Origin of the sequence: Humibacter ginsenosidimutans (assembly GCF_007859675.1) — a bacterium.
Classification (GTDB): domain Bacteria; phylum Actinomycetota; class Actinomycetes; order Actinomycetales; family Microbacteriaceae; genus Humibacter; species Humibacter ginsenosidimutans.
In genome coordinates, this window is the sequence record NZ_CP042305.1 from 2,644,764 (window position 1) to 2,661,313 (window position 16,550).

A 16,550-nucleotide genomic window follows, 5' to 3' on the forward strand; every position below is an offset into this window, starting at 1 on the left:
CTAAACGGGGTCTCGCCGAATCCGGGCAGCGACCAGTAACGAGAAGACAACGGAGGTATCGAAATCATCCGATCGGATGAGGATGGTGCGGCTGCCGTCGTTCGCGGTGCAGGACATGCGGGCATCGGAGCGTCTATCCGTCTTCGCCGCCTGCATATCCTGCACCGTGGCCGCGGCGGTGGGAACGAGCCCGCGGTGCGAACAGGCGTTGCGGTGCGCGGACGCGTCGACCGGCCCCTACTCGCCGCGCATGAATCGGTCGACGTCGCGATCGACCATGACGTCGCGCGGCCGCAGCGGACGCGAGAGGTAGAGACCGTCGAGCGAGGTGAGTCGGCTCAGCGCCACGTAGGTCTGGCCCGGCGTGAACGCCCCGGCGCCGAGGTCGACGATGGCGCTGTCGTACGTCTTGCCCTGGGACTTGTGGATGGTGACCGCCCACGCCAGCCGCAGTGGGAACTGCGTGAACTCGGCGGCGACATCCTTCGTCAGCTTCTTCGTGAGCGGGTTGTAGGTGTACTTGTAGCGCTCCCAGACCGCGGGCTCCACCTCGTGCACGTCGCCGTCGACGTCGACCCACACGGTCGAGTCGATCTTCACGACGGTGCCGATGGTGCCGTTGACCCAGCGCGGCGGCTCGCCGCCCATGCCCGTGTCGTTGCGCAGGAACATGACCTGGGCGCCGACCTTGAGCTCGAGCGTCTCGTCTGCAGGGTAGTTGCGCTGGCCGAAGTCTCCGGAGACCTCGGCCTTGGCCGAGAGCACCCGACCGGGCAGCCGTTTCAGCGCCGCCGCGTTGATGCGGTTGACGGTGTCGTTACGGGTGGCGAGCGTGATCGTGCCGTCGTCCGGCTTCGGGCGGGCGCCGACGCCGTTGAGGCGATCGGCGATCTCCTTGGTGACGCGTCCGTGCCGCACGGCGTTGAGCATGTGCTTGAAGTCGAGCTCGTGCTGTCGGTGGATCTCGCTCAGCTCGAAGCGGCGAAGGGATGTCTCCTGCCACACCTTCGCGTCGAAGAACCACATCGAACGGTAATGGTCGGCGAAGTACGCGCGTTCCTCGGCATCGCCGGGCACCGGCGCGAGCTGGTACGGGTCGCCGAAGAGCACGATCTGCACGCCGCCGAAGGGCTCGGCCTTGCGCTGCCGCGCTTGACGGAGGGAGCGGTCGATGGCATCCATCAGATCCGCGTTGACCATGGACACCTCGTCGATGACGAGGGTGTCGATGGAGTTCAGCATCTTGACGAGCTCGCGCGGCTGGTCGAGGTCGTGGTCGGCGATCACACCGATCGGCAGCCGGAGCAGGGAGTGGATGGTCTGGCCGCCGACGTTGAGAGCCGCCACGCCCGTCGGTGCGCTGATCACGAGCTGCTTCTCGGTGTTCCACGCCAGATGATTGAGCAGCGTCGACTTTCCGGTGCCCGCTCGGCCTGTGACGAAGACGTGCTGCTTGGTGTGCTCGATGGCATCGAAGACCGCCGACTGCTCGGCGGAGAGCTTCAGGGCGCTCACCTCTGCGGCTCTTTCGCGGCCCTCGAATCGCGCGCCGTGCCATCCCTGTCACCGCGGGCCGCAGCGGAGGAGACGGCTTCCGCGGCATCGACACCGCCGCCCACCGTGGCGTCACCGGCGCTCCCGCCGGATGCCATGCGCTGCAGCATGGCGTTGTAGGCAGCGAGCTCCGCGTCTCCGCTGCGATCGGCCTGTCGGTCTCGACGCTTGGTCTCTTTGTCGTCGCTGCGGCTCCACTGCACGGCCACCGCGATGGCCAGCACGAGCGTGGGGATCTCGCCGATGCTCCACGCGATGCCGCCCGCCAACTGCTGATCGGCCATCGGGGTCGCGCCCCAGGTGCGCCCCATGGCGCCGAACCAATCGGCGAGGAACAGTCCGTCCGCGGTGAGGATCGACAGCCCGAAGAACGCGTGGAACGCCATCGTGGCAAGGAGCAGCACGAGACGCAGCGGATAGGGCAAGCGGTAGGGAACCGGGTCGATGCCGATGAGCGAGAGCACGAAGAGGTACCCGGTGATCAGGAAGTGGGTGATCATCCACTCGTGCCCGATGTGGTCGGTGGTGGCCCAGCGGAACAGCGGCGAGTAGTAGAACACCCACAGCGAGCCCGCGAAGAGCACAGCCGTCACGATGGGGTGGGTGATGAACCGGGAGAACCGGGAGTGCACAGCGAGCAGGATCCACTCGCGCAGTCCGCGCGAGCCGTCGGTGCGTTTGTGGATGGCGCGCAGCGCGAGCGTCACAGGCGCGCCGGGCACCAGCATCAGCGGTATCGCCATGGTGAGCAGCATGTGCGCCAGCATGTGGCTGGAGAACAGGTACTTCTCGTAGACGTTGATTCCGCCGTTGGTGACCCACAGCAGTGAGAGGATGCCCGCCACCCACGCGATCGTGCGCCCCACCGGCCACTTGTCGCCGCGGCGGTGCAACCGCCAGACGGCCGCGAAGTAGAAGAAGAGGGCGAAGCAGCAGCCGATGAGCCACAACGGGTCCACGTTCACGCCGAAGATGTAGCGCGCAAGCGTCAGGGGCGCGGGAAGCGGTTCGCCGGTGAGCACCTCGGCGGGAGTCGGCTGCGACACCGCGGTCTGCGCCACCGGTGTCGCGGTGCGTGCGAGGGCGGCCGCCACGCCGGATGCGATGCCCATGAAGGCGAGCTCGGCTGCGACCATCCACCAGAACGGTCCTCGGCTGGCGTGCCGCTTCAGCCGCTCGATCAGGTAGCGGCGCTGCACCATGCCGAACAGGCCGAGCACGACGAGCGCGAGCACCTTCACCAGCACGAGCACGCCGTAGGCGGTGAGCAGGTTGTTCAGGGTGCCGATGCGCAGGTCGGCGTTGATGATGCCGGAGAACGCCACGACCACGAAGCAGATGATGGCGAGCGTGGAGAACCGCTCGAGCACCGGCACGAGCCTGTCTTTGCCGAGTGCCTTGCGAATGAGCACGAGCGTGAGCAGACCGCCCACCCAGATGGCCGCGAACGCCAGGTGAAGGCCGAGCGAGGTGATCGCCTGGTCGTGGCCCGCCGTGCCGGCCGCGTGCCCGCTGAGCGCCATCGGCACGAGCGAGCACAGCGCGATCGCCGTGACGAACACGAGCGCCGTCTGGTTGCGCACCGCGAAGCTCAGCACCGTGGTGACGGCGGCGATCAGCGTGATCGCCAGCCACACCTGTCCGATGGCGATCTGCGTCGCGAACTGACCGATGCCGTCGCTGAACGCCTGGTCGAAGCCGATCGGCGACCCCGTCACGTCGAGGTAGGTGAGGATGCCCGTGACCGCGCTCGAGACCGTCATGATCGCTGCCGAGGCCGCCGCGACATCCAGCGCCCGCTCGTACTCGGCCTTGCCGGAGCCGAGCGCGAAGCACGCCATGACGAGCGCGCCGATCATGCCTGCTGCGCTGAGGTTGACGAACAGGTTCGCGACGGGCAGACCCCAGCGCACGACGGGACCCGGGTCGAGCAGCGCGGGCGCCGACGCGGCACCGCCGTACGCCAGTGCCGCGATGATCGCGAGGAGTGCGAAGACGACGAGGGCGACGGGACCCGCGACGCGTTGCACTCTTTTCACGTCATCCAGCGTAGGCGCTGGAACCTGGGCGCACGGCCCGGTGGTGGATGCCTGTGGGCAGCCCCCTCTCGCGCCTCACTGCGCCCGCGGAGTCGCGACGCGCGCAACGGCGAGACGCCCCGATGGCGACGAGCCACCGGGCAACGGCGGTCGGGTGGAGGGTGGTTCGTCGGGTGGAGGGTGGCTAGCGCCCGGAGTCGGACAGAGAGCGGCGGTGCGGAAGGGCGGTGGAAGCGCGGCGTAGGGGCGACAGACCTGCTGGAAATGCAAGGGGCACCCGCCCCCGATGCGAGAAGAGGGGATGCCGGCGAACCGGCATCCCCTCTTCGCAGCGCTGGTGGCTACTTGACGGAAGCCTTGAGCTTGCTGCCCGCGGTCAGCTTGACGCGGTGACCGGCCGGGATCTTGATCTCGGCGCCGGTCTGCGGGTTGCGGCCCGTACGCGCGGCCGTGGACGTGCGCTCTGCGGCGAGCCAGCCCGGGATGGTGACCTTGCCCCCGCCTGCGACGGTCTCGGCGATGGTCGCGAAGAAAGCGTCGACCACAGCCCCCACGGCGGCCTGGCTCTGACCGGTCGATGCGGCAACCGCCGCGACGAGCTCGGTCTTGTTCAGCGACTTGTCAGCCATTGAGTGTCCTCCTCGGACGTTCTGCTGCTGAGCAGCGTTTGGTGTTGAACTTCACGGCGATGAGCCGCTCAGAGTGATTCGTGAAAGCGGATGCCCCGCGAACCGCCCTCAAAGTACCAAGAAACCGCGGAATTCCGCGGATTTTTCGGGGTTTTCGTGTCGATCGGCGCGCTCAGGTGACGTCAGGCGACGTTCCAGGCCCAGTTATGCACAGAATCGGCCGAGTTATGCACAGGCGATTGAGGCGAGAGGCAAGCGAGCTTGCTCGCTTGGCCGAGCCGATTGAGCCTGCGAGCGACACCGTCGCGACACAGGCGATTGAGGCGAGAGGCAAGCGAGCTTGCTCGCTTGGCCGAGCCGATTGAGCCTGCGAGCGACACCGCCGCGACACAGGCGATTGAGGCGAGAGGCAAGCGAGCTTGCTCGCTTGGCCGAGCCGATTGAGCCTGCGAGCGACACCGCCGCGACACAGGCGATTGAGGCGAGAGGCAAGCGAGCTTGCTCGCTTGGCCGAGCCGATTGAGCCTGCGAGCGACACCGTCGCGACACAGGCGATTGAGGCGAGAGGCAAGCGAGCTTGCTCGCTTGGCCGAGCCGATTGAGCCTGCGAGCGACACCGCCGCGACACAGGCGATTGAGGCGAGAGGCAAGCGAGCTTGCTCGCTTGGCCGAGCCGATTGAGCCTGCGAGCGACACCGTCGCGACACAGGCGATTGAGGCGAGAGCATCGTCTCCCTGTCACGGAAACAGGACAGATCGCGCTCTCGCACCGAAAACAGGCTGTTTTGGCCTGTTTTCGATCACATGTCCTGTTTTCGGAACGGGTGGGACCGTGCACGGGTGGGACCGGGCACGCGAAAGGGGCGCCGCTCGTGAGAGCGACGCCCCTTTCGAAGCGTTCGGTCAGGCATCCTGACCGGCGTGGTCGACTTACCAGCTCGACTTGGTGATGCCGGGCAGCTCGCCACGGTGCGCCATGTCGCGGAAGCGAACACGGGAGATGCCGAACTTGGTCAGCACACCACGCGGACGGCCGTCGACGGCGTCGCGGCTGCGCAGACGCACCGGCGACGCGTTGCGCGGCAGCTTCTGCAGGCCGACGCGAGCGGCTTCGCGCTCCTCGTCGGTGGCGTTCGGGTTGATGAGCGCCTTCTTCAGCTCGAGACGCTTCTCGGCGTAGCGGTCGACGACTTCCTGGCGCTGCTTGTTGCGCGCGATCTTGCTCTTCTTGGCCATTCTTACCGCTCCTCGCGGAATTCGACGTGCTTGCGCACAATGGGGTCGTACTTCTTGAGCACGAGACGGTCGGGGTCGTTGCGGCGGTTCTTCTTGGTCACATAGGTGTAACCGGTGCCGGCCGTCGAACGGAGCTTGATGATCGGGCGGATGTCCTGCTGCTTGGCCATCAGATCTTCTCCCCACGGGCCAGGATGTCCTTGACCACGGACTCGATTCCGCGGGCGTCGATCACCTTGATGCCCTTGGCGCTGACATTCAGCGTGACGTTACGGCGCAGCGACGGCACGTAGTACGTCTTCTTCTGAATGTTCGGGTCGAAACGACGCTTCGTGCGTCGGTGCGAGTGCGAGATGTTGTGGCCGAAACCGGGCACAGCTCCCGTCACCTGGCAGACAGCTGCCATGATTTTCCTCCATCGATACCGAAGGGCGGATGCCCTTCCCAAGATCTCTTGTCGGCGCACACAACGACTCACCGCGGTTTGCGAAGAGGGGATTGTGTGGGCGAACTGCGCAGAGGAGCCCGCGCAGACGAACAGCAAGTCTACGCGACACGCCGCATCCACCCAAATCGGGGCCGATGCGCGAGGGCGAGCGATGCCGCGCGGGTTGCAACGGCAAGGATCAGGCCGTCTCCTTCAGGTCCAGCGTGGGCGTCGGGCGACGGAAGAGGCGCGTGACGATGAGAAGAATGATGAAGCCGATCACCAGCCACGACAGGCCGATGATGAACGTGATGCCCGACAGGCTCGTCCACAGCCAGATCGTGAGCGCGAAGCCCACGAGCGGCAAGACGAGATTGTTCAGCCACGCCCAGCCGCCGCGCTCCTTCGCCCTGATGTAGAAGTGCACGAAGACCGACAGGTTCACCATCGAGAACGCGATGAGCGCGCCGAAGCTGATCATGTTCGACAGGGTCGCGAGGTCGATGAAGACGGCACCGAGCGACACGACGGACACGATCAGGATCGCGATGGTCGGCGTGCCGAACCGCACGCTCAGGCGGCCGAAGATGCGACGCGGCAGCACGCCGTCACGGCCCATGGCGAAGAGGATGCGCGCGACGGACGCCTGCGACGTCAGCGCGGACCCGGCCGCCCCCGCGACGTACGCGGCGATGAAGAACACGCTGAGCCACTGCGCTGCCGCGCTGATCACCGGCACGCTCGCCGAATCCGGGTGGGCGAAGTGCGTCGCCGGGTACACGAGCTGTGCCGCGTAGGACAGCACGATGAAGAGGATGCCGGCGGCCAGCGTGCAGATCATGATCGCGCGCGGAACGTCGCGCGAGGCATCCTTCGCCTCCTCCGCGAGCGTGGAGACGGAGTCGAAACCGAGGAACGACAGTGCGAGGATCGCGGCCCCGTTGAACACCGGGCCGGCGCCCGTCACGCTGCCGTCGCCGGTGAATGGCGCCAGCACGTTGGCGTGATGGCCCGCCGCGTTGCTGAACGCGAACACGACGAAGAGCACGCAGAAGATGGCCTGCACCGCGATGATCACGAAGTTCGCGCGCGCCACCGAGATGATGCCGATGACGTTCAGCACCGTGACGATCACGATGCAGACGACGATCCACACCCACTGCGGCACCGCGGGGACGTACTGGTTCAGGTAGATGCCGATGACGAGGTAGTTGATCATCGGCAGGAACAGATAGTCGAGCAGCAGTGCCCACCCGGTGAGGAACCCGATGGCACCGCCGAACGTCTGCTGCGAGTACATGTACGCCGAGCCCGCGTAGGGGTAAGCGACGGTCATGCGCGCATACGACCGTGCGGTGAAGAGCATGACCACCAGCACGACCAGGTAGGAGTCGACGAGCCGTCCGCCCGTGAGCTGCGTGACGATGCCGTACGTGGTGAACACGGTGAGCGGCACCATGTAGACCAGGCCGAACAGCACGAGCGACGGCGTGCCGAGCACGCGCTTGAAACGTCCTCCCGTCACGCGGGCTGTGGCCTGGGTCGGTGTGGCGAGATTGTCACTCATGCGCGCTGAACTCCCGGATTCCCCGCAGATAGGTGGCCCGCACGGCGTTGTGCGGCAGGTCGGCTCCCGACGCGCGGCGAGGATCCCGCGCCAGGTGGACGAGGTCGGCGCTGGCGCCGGGGGCGATCACGCCCCACGGCACCTCGGCGCGGTCGCCGAACGCCTGCAGGGCGACACACGTCGAATAGGAGTGCAGCGTCTCGTCGACGGTCAGCAGTTCGTGCGGCGTCCAACCGCCCTGCGGATCGCCGTCCTCCGTCTGCCTCGTCGCCGCGACGGCCATGCCCTCGCGCGGGTCGCCCGACGAGACCGGCCAGTCGGAGCCGTGCGACAGAACAGCGCCCGAATCGAGGATGCTCCGCATCTGGTACTGCCTGTCGGCGCGCTCCTGTCCGAGCCGCGGCACCGTGAGCACCGTCATCAGCGCGTCGAGCTGGGCCCAGAGCGGCTGCATGCACGCGATGACGCCGAGCTCGGCGAACCGCCGGAGGTCGGCGGGGTCGACCAGCTGCGCATGGGCGATGACCGGACGGCGGTCTCGCGGACCGTTCGCGGCGATGGCACCCTCGATGGCATCCAGCGCCTGCCGAACCGCCGCGTCGCCGATGGCATGGATGTGGATCTGGAAGCCGGCGGCGTCGACCGCACGCACGGCATCCGCCAGTGCTGTGCCGCTGCCCCAGACCTGCATTCCGTGCCGGTGCAGGCCGGAGCAATACGGTTCGAGCAGCGCGCCCGTCTCGTTCTCGACGACGCCGTCGGCGAAGAACTTGACCGTGTTCGCGGTGAGAAGAGGGTTGCCGACAGCCGCCACCCGCTCGCGCGCCGCGATCATCTGCTGCAGCTGCTGCGCGAACATCCTCGGGTCGGCGTAGAGCGCCAGGTTGAACCGCATCGTCAGCAGGTCGCGGGAGGCGGCCTCCACGTAGGTGTCGACGTCGAGCGGCTCGACCCAGGCATCCTGAACCCACGTGACGCCGCGGGAGAGGTAGTAGTCGGAGGCCACCCCGATGGCCTCGATCCGCTGCTCGATCGGCCGCTCGGGGGCGACATTCATCACCAGGTCGACGGCGCCCCACTCGCGCAGCGTGCCGAGGGGCGTGCCGTCGTCGCGGTGCGGGATCTCGCCGAGCACGGGGTCAGGGGTGGTCGCGTCGATGCCGGCGAGCTCGAGAGCCTTCGAGTTGACCCACACGGTGTGGTAATCCCAGGCCCGCAGCACGACAGGGCGATCGGAGACCGCCTCGTCGAGCCAGCGCGCGTCGAACAGGCCGGACTCGGCGAGGCTGCTGTCGTAGGAGCCGCCGAAGATCCAGGGCAGCTCGGGATGCTCGTCGGCGTACCGCTTCACCGCGGCGACGGCCTCGGCGATGGTCTCGGTGCGCACCTGCGGTCCCTGCGACTCGAGGCCGCCCTGCAGAGGATGCGCGTGGCCGTCGCCGAAGGACGCCATCACGAATCCGCCGTCAAGGTCGACGGTCTCGACATCGTCACCGGCGAGCCGAACGGCCGTCTCGTCGAACGCGGTGATCCTGCCGTCCGTCACGAGCAGGGCGTGCGCGTCGGGCTCATGCGGACCGCGCCGGATCGTGCCGTTCCGGAAGAGGATTCCCACCACTGCCTGCCTCTCTGCGCCCGCAGCGCCGCGGGCCGGCGATGCGAACCTACACCCGTGCGCCACGCCGATCGGCGGGCGGCACCTGTTCCGGTCAGGGTGTCCGAAGCGGGGGCGTCAGCAGGACATCTGCGCCGACAACGGTCCACAACGGCGTGTTGTCGGCGCGGGCGCGCGGACCGTCATGCCCGCGGGCGGCCCCCGACACGGGTCATCGGGCGGTGGATGCCTGCGAGCACTTCGCACACAGGCCGAACACGTCGACGACGTGGCGGGCATCCGTGAAGCCGTGCTCCGAGGCGACGCGCTGCGCCCACTGCTCCACGTCATCCGCGCCGATCTCCACCGTGAGCCCGCAGCGGCGGCAGATGAGGTGGTGGTGATGGCCGGTCGTGGAGCAGGCGCGGTAGATGGCCTCGCCCTCCGGCGACTGCAGCGAGTCGGCCTCGCCCTCCGCGGCGAGGTCGGCGAGCGCGCGGTACACGGTGGCCAGTCCGATCGTGGATCCGTGCTCGCGCAGCCCGGTGTGCAGGCTCTGCGCGCTCACGAACCCCTCGTTGGATGCCAGCGCCTCACGCACCGCCTCCCGCTGCCAGGTGTTGCGCTTCACACGGCATCCACTCCCGTGCGCGTCTCTGCCGCGGCGGCCGCCACGCCGGCCGAGACGGGCTCGCCGGCGGCGCGCGTCTCGACGGCCGCGCCGAGCGCCGGGTGGGCGACGACGGGCATCCTGCCGCTCACGCCGCGCCGCTTGCGACCCCAGGCGATGAGCCGGCACACCACGTAGATGAGGAACGAGATGGTCGTCACGTAGGGGCTGATCGGCACGCTGCCGCCGAGCGCGAGCATGATGCCGCCGACCATCGAGACCACGGCGAACAGCACGCTGAGCAGTGGAACCTTCAGCGGCGACGACGACACCTTGAGCGCGGCGGCGGCGGGCGTGACGAGGATCGAGAGCACGAGCAGCGCGCCGACGATCTGCACGGAGACCGCGACGGCGAGGCCGAGCAGCAGCATGAAGACGATCGACAGCGAGCGCGTCGGCACGCCGCGGGCGGCGGCGACGTCGGCGTCGAGGCTCGCGAAGGTGAGAGGACGCCACACCACCAGAAGCCCCACGAGCACGATGACCGAGATGGTGAGCAGAGCGCCGATCTGCGGGGTGTCGATCGCCACGATCTGTCCGGTGAGCAGGCCGAACTTGTTCGCCGACCGCCCCGGGTAGAGGGCGAGGCACAGGATGCCGAGACCGAGTCCGAACGGCATCAGCACGGCGGTGATCGAGTTGCGTTCCCTGGCCCGCGAACCGAGCACCCCGATCAACAGCGCCGCGATCAGCGAGCCCACGATGGAGCCCTCCACCACACCGACGCCGAGCAGAAGGCCGGCGGATGCCCCGGCGAACGAGAGCTCGCTGATGCCGTGCACCGCGAACGCCATGTCGCGCGACATGACGAACACGCCGATCAGCCCGCCGACGACGCCGAGCAACGCACCGGCGAGGATCGAGTTCTGCAGCAGCACGACGAGCTGGCCGTAGTCGGTGAAGTTGAAGATCTGGCCCCACCAGCCGGGGGCGTCCGTCATCGCCAGAGACGTGAGGGTGAGAGACGCGAGAGTCATAGAACCGTCCTCACCGCCTCGGTGTCGTGCTCGGGGTCGTGGTGCTCGTCGTGGTGGGCGTGCGGTCCGTCGGGATGCCCGCCCGGGGCATCCGAGGTGCCGACCACCACGATGCGACCCCGCGTGCGGATGACGTCGACCGGCGAGCCGTACAGCTCGCTGAGCACCTCGCTGCGCAGCACCTGGTCGGGCGTGCCGATGCGGAACGTGCCGCCCGCGAGGTAGAGCACGCGGTCGACGAGGTCGAGCACCGGGTTGATGTCGTGCGTCACGAAAAGCACGCCGAGCTGACGCTCGCGACGGTGCCGGTCGATCAGCTCGCTCACTCCGCGCTGGTGCGTGAGGTCGAGCGAGAGCAGCGGCTCGTCGCAGAGCAGCAGCCGCGGATCGCCGGCGAGAGCCTGGCCGACGCGCAGCCTCTGCTGCTCGCCGCCGGAGAGCATCGAGATCGGAACCTTCGCGTACGGAGTCGCGCCGACGGCATCCAGCAGATCTTCGATGCGCTCGCGGCGCTTCTTCGACGGCCAGGGAACGCCCCAGCGATGCCCGTCGACACCGAGCCCGACGAGGTCCCGGGCGCGCAGCGGCGTGCCCTCATCGGCGAGCTTCTGCTGCGGGATGTAGCCGATGCGCCGGTTGCCGCGTGTCACCGGCTCGCCGAGAAAGTCCACGCTGCCGGCCTGCAGGCGCTGCTGCCCGAGGATGACCTTGAGCAGGCTGGTCTTTCCCGACCCGTTCGCGCCGAGCACCGCGATGAACTCGCCGGCGTGCACGTCGAGGTCGAGGCCCGACCACAGTGTGCGGTCGGCGAAGCCGAGCGTGGCATCGCGCAGGCTGAGCACCGTCTCGAGGGATGCCGCCGGCGCGTCGAGTGCATCGGGGCGCGGCCCCTCGACTCGCTCTGCTCGCTCAGGGGGCGTCGCGCCGTGCGCGCCCTCGACCGGCGAGGAGCGCGGCGGCTGCTCGGGGAGCCCAGCCTCGGACGGATCTGCCTGCACGGTCTCCATCATCGCGACTTCTTCAGCGCTGCGCCGATGTTGTCGAGGTTGCTGCGCATCCAGGTGAGGTACGTCTTGCCCTCTGGCAACGTCTCGGTGACCGGAACGACGGGAACGTCGTTCGCCTTCGCCGCGTCGAGCACCTGCTGCGTCTCGGCGCCGGTCGTCTGCTCGTTGTACGCGAGCAGGGCCACCTTGTGGCCGGAGAACAGCGCGAGCGTCTCGCGCAGCACGGCGGGCGCGACGTCGGAGTCGTTCTCGATCGCCTCGCTGAACTTCTCCGGCGTCTTGTCGACGAGTCCGATGGCGTTCAGCATGTAGAGCGGAACGGGCTCGGTGATGGCGGCGCCCTTGCCCGCGTAGCTCTGCTTCAGCTGGGCCTCGAGGTCGGTGAGCTGGGCGACGGATGCCTCGAACTTCTTCGCGTTCGACTCGAACGTGCCGGCATCCTTCGGTCTGGCCTTCGAGTAGGCGGCGACCAGCTTCTGCGCCACTTTGTCGACGGTCGGGAAGTCGTACCAGAGGTGCTCGTTGAAGTCGCCGTCCGAGGGGTGCTGGTCGTAGCCGGAGATGTCGGCTGCCGTCAACACGACGGGCTTCGTGGGCACGGCCTTCAGCATGTCGCCGACGAAGTCGTCGTAGCCGCCGCCGTTGACGACGACGATCTCGGCCTTGGAGAGGGCGAGCTGGTTCTGGCCGCTGGCCTGGTATTCGTGCGGATCCTTGTTGGGGTCGTCGATGATCGACGTCACCGAGACGTCGTCGCCGCCGATCTGCTCTGCGATGTCGCCCCACACGTTGGTGGAGGCGACGACCCGGATCGGGCCGGACGCGGGGTCGCTCGACGCCGTGCCCGCGCCGGAGGCCGTGGTGGAGCATCCGGCGAGAGCGAGGGTGGCGACCGCGACGGCGGCGATGGTGGTGGAGATGAAGACGGAGCGCTTCATGGAGGGGGATACCTGTCTAAGTCGCGCAGATGTGGATGTCCGGTGCGGCTTTCCGCACCCATCCGACGGTCGATGGCGCGACTGGCACCGACCGCTTATTGATAATGATACTCAACAGCAACAAGGAATGCGACACGGGTCTGCAGGGCGCGCGCATCGCTGCGCCCCACCGCACTGCACCCCCGGCGCGCTGCACCCCCACCGCGCTGCACCCCCGGCGCGCTGCACCGCTGTCCCTTCGTGTCGCCTCACCGCTACTTGGGCGACACAAAGGGACCGGTGCCGGCGACGAAGCCGGGGACGGCCAACCCCGACTCCGCTGTCCCTTCGTGTCGGGTCATCGGCCGACAGGCGACACGAAGGGACAGCCGAACGTCTGGCGACGTTGGCGCACCACCGGCCGACGTCGCCGGCGGGTGCGAGGATCGACGCATGGGCCGACTGATGCTGCTCGACACCGCTTCGCTGTACTTCCGCGCGTTCTACGGCGTGCCCGAGAGCGTGACCGCGCCGGACGGGATGCCGGTGAACGGCATCCGCGGGCTGCTCGACATCATCGCGAAGCTGGTGCACGACTACGAGCCGACCGCCCTTGTCGCGTGCTGGGACGACGACTGGCGGCCGCGCTGGCGCGTGGACCTCATTCCGGAGTACAAGGCGCATCGGGTCGCACAGCTGGTGCCGGGCGGCGTCGACGTCGAAGACACCCCTGCCGGGCTGGTGCGGCAGGTGCCGGTGATCCGCGAGCTGCTGGGCGAGCTCGGCATCGCGGTGGTCGGCGCCGAGCAGGCGGAGGCCGACGACGTGATCGGATGCCTCGCCCGCCGCGCTGCGCACGCCCCGACCCCGATGCCGGTCGATGTCGTCACCGGCGACCGCGACCTGTTCCAGCTCGTCGATGACACCACGGCTGTTCGCATCATCTACACGGCCCGCGGCATGAGCAAGCTCGAGCTCGTGACGGATGCCGTCGTCGAGGCCAAGTACGGCATTTCGCCCGGGCAGTACGCGGCGTTCGCGGCCATGCGCGGCGACCCGTCTGACGGGCTGCCGGGTGTCGCCGGCGTCGGCGAGAAGACCGCGACGGGGCTGCTGCGGGAGTACGGCGACCTGCAGGGCATCCTCTCGGCGGCGGCGGACTCGAGCGTCGCGATGGCGGCTGGCGTGCGAGCCAAGCTGACGGCATCCACGGAGTATCTGGATCGCGCGATGCCCGCCATCGCTGTGGGAGAGCGGGTGGAGCTGCCCGAGGTGGACGGAACGCTGCGGGCGCTGGATGCCGCGCAGCTGGCATCCGTGCGCGCCCTCGGCGAGCGCTACAACCTCGGCGGCTCGCTCGACCGCGCGCTGAAGGCGCTCGAGTCCGCGGCTCAGCACTGAGTGCCCATCTCCTCCTCACCGGCACCCTTCGTCGCCGGGTCGCGCGTCGCGTGGGCGACGCGCGCGGCGCATCGCAGGCCCCGCGGCGGACCGCGTCGGGAGTGCGAGCCGCCGGGATAATGGCCGGATGAGTTCGCCCTCCGAAGAGACTTCGACAGTCCCGGCATCCAGTCCGCTGCGTCTCTGCTTCAGCGCCCCGGCCATCGCCGTGCTCGTGGTGGGCGTCATCGCCACCGTCATCGGAGAGTTCCTCGCCATCCCGGATGACCAGGGCGAGACCGTGTGGGGATACCTGCCTTTCGCCGGGCCCGTGCTCGCCGGGGTGTTCGGCGTGCTTCAGCCGCTCTGGCGCGGTGGCCGCGACGTGCAGGCGTTCACCGTGCCGATGTTCCTGCTGCCCTTCGTGGCCGCCGTTGTCTGTTCCGCCGCCTCCTTGATCGTGTGGGTGCTGCCGGCGTTCCAGAACGCCCTCGCCGTCGTCCTCGCACGAGATCCCTGGCACTACTGGTACGACGGCGGGCCGGTGTGGATGCCGATCCTCCTCGTCGGATATGCGGTCGGCCTGATCGCCGCGGCGATCGTGTGGATCGGAGTCTCCATTCCGGTCATGGCCATCGCCCGCACCCGCGATTTCGTCGAGCTCAACATGCTCGATCCCGACCCGCGCTATCTTCGACGGGCACGCATATCGGGGGTGGCCACTTCGGTGATGCTGCTCGGGATCGTCGCGATGGTGACGTGCTTCGTGCTCGGCCATCCCGGGTTCGGATGGCTGTTCGTCGTGGTGGTGATCGCCGCGGCCGTCACTGTGGTCGCGACGCAGCGCGTCGATCGCAAGCGCCGGTCGGCGGCGCTCGGCGAGCTTCTCGTCGGCATCGAGACCCCGCGCCACGAGTCGGCGCACAAACCGGGAGCTCGGCGCACCGATACGTGACCGAGCTCATCCTCCTGCCGGCCCGCACTCCCGCGGATCCTGTGCCGGAAATCGGACTTGTGCCGGGAGGGTCGGCGTGTCGGGCCGCCGCCACGGCGTGTCGCGCAGAACTCCGATTTTCAGCACGCCCACTGCGGCGCGCCGGGCGGGGACCGGCGCGCAAGACAACTCAGTCCAGGAGAAGCGCCGGCTCCTCGATGATGGCGGCGACGTCGGCGACGAAGCGCGAGACGACGTCGCCGTCGACCACCCGGTGGTCGAACGAGCCGCCGATCGTCGTCACGTAGCGTGGACGCACCTCGCCGTCCACCACCCACGGCTTCTGCTTGATCGTGCCGAGCGCCACGATCCCGACCTCGCCCGGGTTGAGGATGGGCGTTCCGGTGTCCATGCCGAAGACGCCGATGTTGGTGATCGTGATCGTGCCGTTCTGCATGTCGGCGGGCGGCGTCTTGCCGTCGCGCGCGGTCAGCGTGAGCTGCTCGAGCGCGTGGGCGAGCTCGAGCAGGCTCATCGACTGAGCCTCCTTGATGTTCGGCACGATCAACCCGCGCGGGGTGGCCGCCGCGATGCCGAGGTTGACGTAGTGGTGGATGACGATCTCGTCGTCGGTCCAGGTGGCGTTCACGCTCGGGTTGCGGCGCACGGCCCAGATCATGGCCTTGGCCATGATGAGCAGCGGTGACACCTTCACGCCGGCGAACGTCGTGGACTCCTTGAGCCGCTTGACGAACTCCATGGTGCGCGTGGCATCCACGTCGACGAAGACGCTCACGTGCGGAGCGGTGAACTTGGAGCGCACCATGGCCGACGCGATCTGCTTGCGCATGCCCTTGACCGGCACGCGCTCCTCGCGCTCGTCGGACCATTCGGGCGTCTCGATGTTGCGGAACACGCTGGCCTGACTGGCGTGCCGCACCACATCGTCCCTGGTGATCTCGCCGGCGATGCCGGTGCCGGTGATCGCCGCGAGGTCGACGCCGAGGTCTTTGGCGAGCTTGCGGATCGGCGGCTTCGCGATGACGGGCGTGGCGGATGCCGCGGGCACGAGGTCGGCGGCCGACGGCACGTGTCGGCCCTCCGCCGGGGTGCGATTCTGGCTGCGCCGGCGGCTCGCTCCGTGTCCGGCCGAGCCGTATCCCACGAGCACCGCGCCGGGCTTGGGCTCGTCGCCCTCGCGCTCGATGAGCGTGGTCGCGGGTGCCTCTGCGGCTGCGGCACGAGCATCCTCTGCACCGGCCCCGGCGGTGGATGCCTGCACCTCGAGCTCGTCCACCTCGATCACGTTGTCGAGCCCGACGACCTCAGCGGCGCCTGATGCCCCCGCACCCACGATGATGATGGGCGCGCCCACCTCGACGGTCTCGCCCTCGGTCACGAGCAGCCGGTCGACGACGCCTTCGAACGGTGACGGCAGCTCGACGAGCGACTTCGCGGTCTCGATCTCGCAGAGCACGTCGTTGACGTGCACCTCGTCGCCCGGCGCGACCTTCCACGAGACGATCTCGGCCTCGGTCAGGCCTTCGCCGACATCCGGCAGCAGAAACTCCGACTCGCTCATGGCACTCCTTGCTGGCGGTTGTCTCGGAAAGTAGGGG

15 protein-coding genes are annotated in these 16,550 nt (G+C 68.5%); 2 read left to right on the plus strand and 13 right to left on the minus strand.

Features of this window, described 5'->3' with window-relative positions:
* Nucleotides 1-237: 237 nt before the first annotated feature.
* The 12 genes from FPZ11_RS12130 to FPZ11_RS12185 form a co-directional block, all read right to left on the minus strand.
* Entirely contained in the window at nt 238-1,515 is a 1,278-nt protein-coding gene (locus tag FPZ11_RS12130) for an ATP-dependent DNA helicase (protein WP_146321253.1), read from the minus strand.
* Nucleotides 1,512-3,593 (minus strand): bifunctional copper resistance protein CopD/cytochrome c oxidase assembly protein, encoded by a 2,082-nt coding sequence (locus FPZ11_RS12135; RefSeq protein ID WP_146321255.1) that lies wholly within the window; start codon nt 3,591-3,593, stop codon nt 1,512-1,514. The genes FPZ11_RS12130 and FPZ11_RS12135 overlap by 4 nt, the downstream gene beginning before the upstream one ends.
* Nucleotides 3,594-3,934: 341 nt before the next feature.
* Nucleotides 3,935-4,222: an HU family DNA-binding protein gene (locus tag FPZ11_RS12140; RefSeq protein WP_146321257.1), complete on the minus strand. Its 288-nt coding sequence runs from the start codon at nt 4,220-4,222 to the stop codon at nt 3,935-3,937.
* A gap of 930 nt (nt 4,223-5,152) precedes the next feature.
* Nucleotides 5,153-5,458 (minus strand): 30S ribosomal protein S14, encoded by a 306-nt coding sequence (gene rpsN, locus FPZ11_RS12145; protein WP_146321259.1) that lies wholly within the window; start codon nt 5,456-5,458, stop codon nt 5,153-5,155.
* A gap of 2 nt (nt 5,459-5,460) precedes the next feature.
* Nucleotides 5,461-5,628 (minus strand): 50S ribosomal protein L33, encoded by a 168-nt coding sequence (rpmG, locus tag FPZ11_RS12150; RefSeq protein WP_146321261.1) that lies wholly within the window; start codon nt 5,626-5,628, stop codon nt 5,461-5,463.
* Nucleotides 5,628-5,864, minus strand: coding sequence for a 50S ribosomal protein L28 (gene rpmB / locus FPZ11_RS12155; RefSeq protein ID WP_022881957.1), 237 nt, complete (start codon nt 5,862-5,864; stop codon nt 5,628-5,630). Before rpmB ends, rpmG begins: the two co-directional genes overlap by 1 nt.
* A 220-nt stretch (nt 5,865-6,084) precedes the next feature.
* Entirely contained in the window at nt 6,085-7,452 is a 1,368-nt protein-coding gene (locus FPZ11_RS12160) for an APC family permease (RefSeq protein WP_146321263.1), read from the minus strand.
* On the minus strand, nt 7,445-9,067 hold the full coding sequence (locus tag FPZ11_RS12165; protein ID WP_246846236.1) for an amidohydrolase: 1,623 nt from the start codon (nt 9,065-9,067) through the stop codon (nt 7,445-7,447). The genes FPZ11_RS12160 and FPZ11_RS12165 overlap by 8 nt, the downstream gene beginning before the upstream one ends.
* A gap of 211 nt (nt 9,068-9,278) precedes the next feature.
* Nucleotides 9,279-9,677 (minus strand): Fur family transcriptional regulator, encoded by a 399-nt coding sequence (locus FPZ11_RS12170; RefSeq protein WP_146321266.1) that lies wholly within the window; start codon nt 9,675-9,677, stop codon nt 9,279-9,281.
* Nucleotides 9,674-10,693 carry a metal ABC transporter permease gene (locus FPZ11_RS12175; protein ID WP_210415861.1) on the minus strand — a complete coding sequence of 340 codons (1,020 nt, stop codon included), beginning with the start codon at nt 10,691-10,693 and terminating at the stop codon, nt 9,674-9,676. Before FPZ11_RS12175 ends, FPZ11_RS12170 begins: the two co-directional genes overlap by 4 nt.
* The gene (locus tag FPZ11_RS12180) at nt 10,690-11,703 is read right to left on the minus strand and encodes a metal ABC transporter ATP-binding protein (RefSeq protein WP_246846237.1); all 1,014 of its coding nucleotides are present in this window, start codon (nt 11,701-11,703) and stop codon (nt 10,690-10,692) included. The genes FPZ11_RS12175 and FPZ11_RS12180 overlap by 4 nt, the downstream gene beginning before the upstream one ends.
* The gene (locus tag FPZ11_RS12185) at nt 11,700-12,638 is read right to left on the minus strand and encodes a metal ABC transporter solute-binding protein, Zn/Mn family (protein WP_146321268.1); all 939 of its coding nucleotides are present in this window, start codon (nt 12,636-12,638) and stop codon (nt 11,700-11,702) included. The genes FPZ11_RS12180 and FPZ11_RS12185 overlap by 4 nt, the downstream gene beginning before the upstream one ends.
* Before the next feature lie 432 nt (nt 12,639-13,070).
* On the opposite strand from FPZ11_RS12185, the gene FPZ11_RS12190 reads away from it, so the two are divergent.
* Nucleotides 13,071-14,018 carry a 5'-3' exonuclease gene (locus FPZ11_RS12190; protein WP_246846238.1) on the plus strand — a complete coding sequence of 316 codons (948 nt, stop codon included), beginning with the start codon at nt 13,071-13,073 and terminating at the stop codon, nt 14,016-14,018.
* A gap of 127 nt (nt 14,019-14,145) precedes the next feature.
* Nucleotides 14,146-14,952: a hypothetical protein gene (locus tag FPZ11_RS12195; RefSeq protein ID WP_146321271.1), complete on the plus strand. Its 807-nt coding sequence runs from the start codon at nt 14,146-14,148 to the stop codon at nt 14,950-14,952.
* A 169-nt stretch (nt 14,953-15,121) separates the two neighbouring features.
* On the opposite strand, the gene FPZ11_RS12200 is transcribed toward FPZ11_RS12195, so the two are convergent.
* Entirely contained in the window at nt 15,122-16,513 is a 1,392-nt protein-coding gene (locus tag FPZ11_RS12200) for a dihydrolipoamide acetyltransferase family protein (RefSeq protein ID WP_146321273.1), read from the minus strand.
* Between the last annotated feature and the right edge of the window lie 37 nt (nt 16,514-16,550).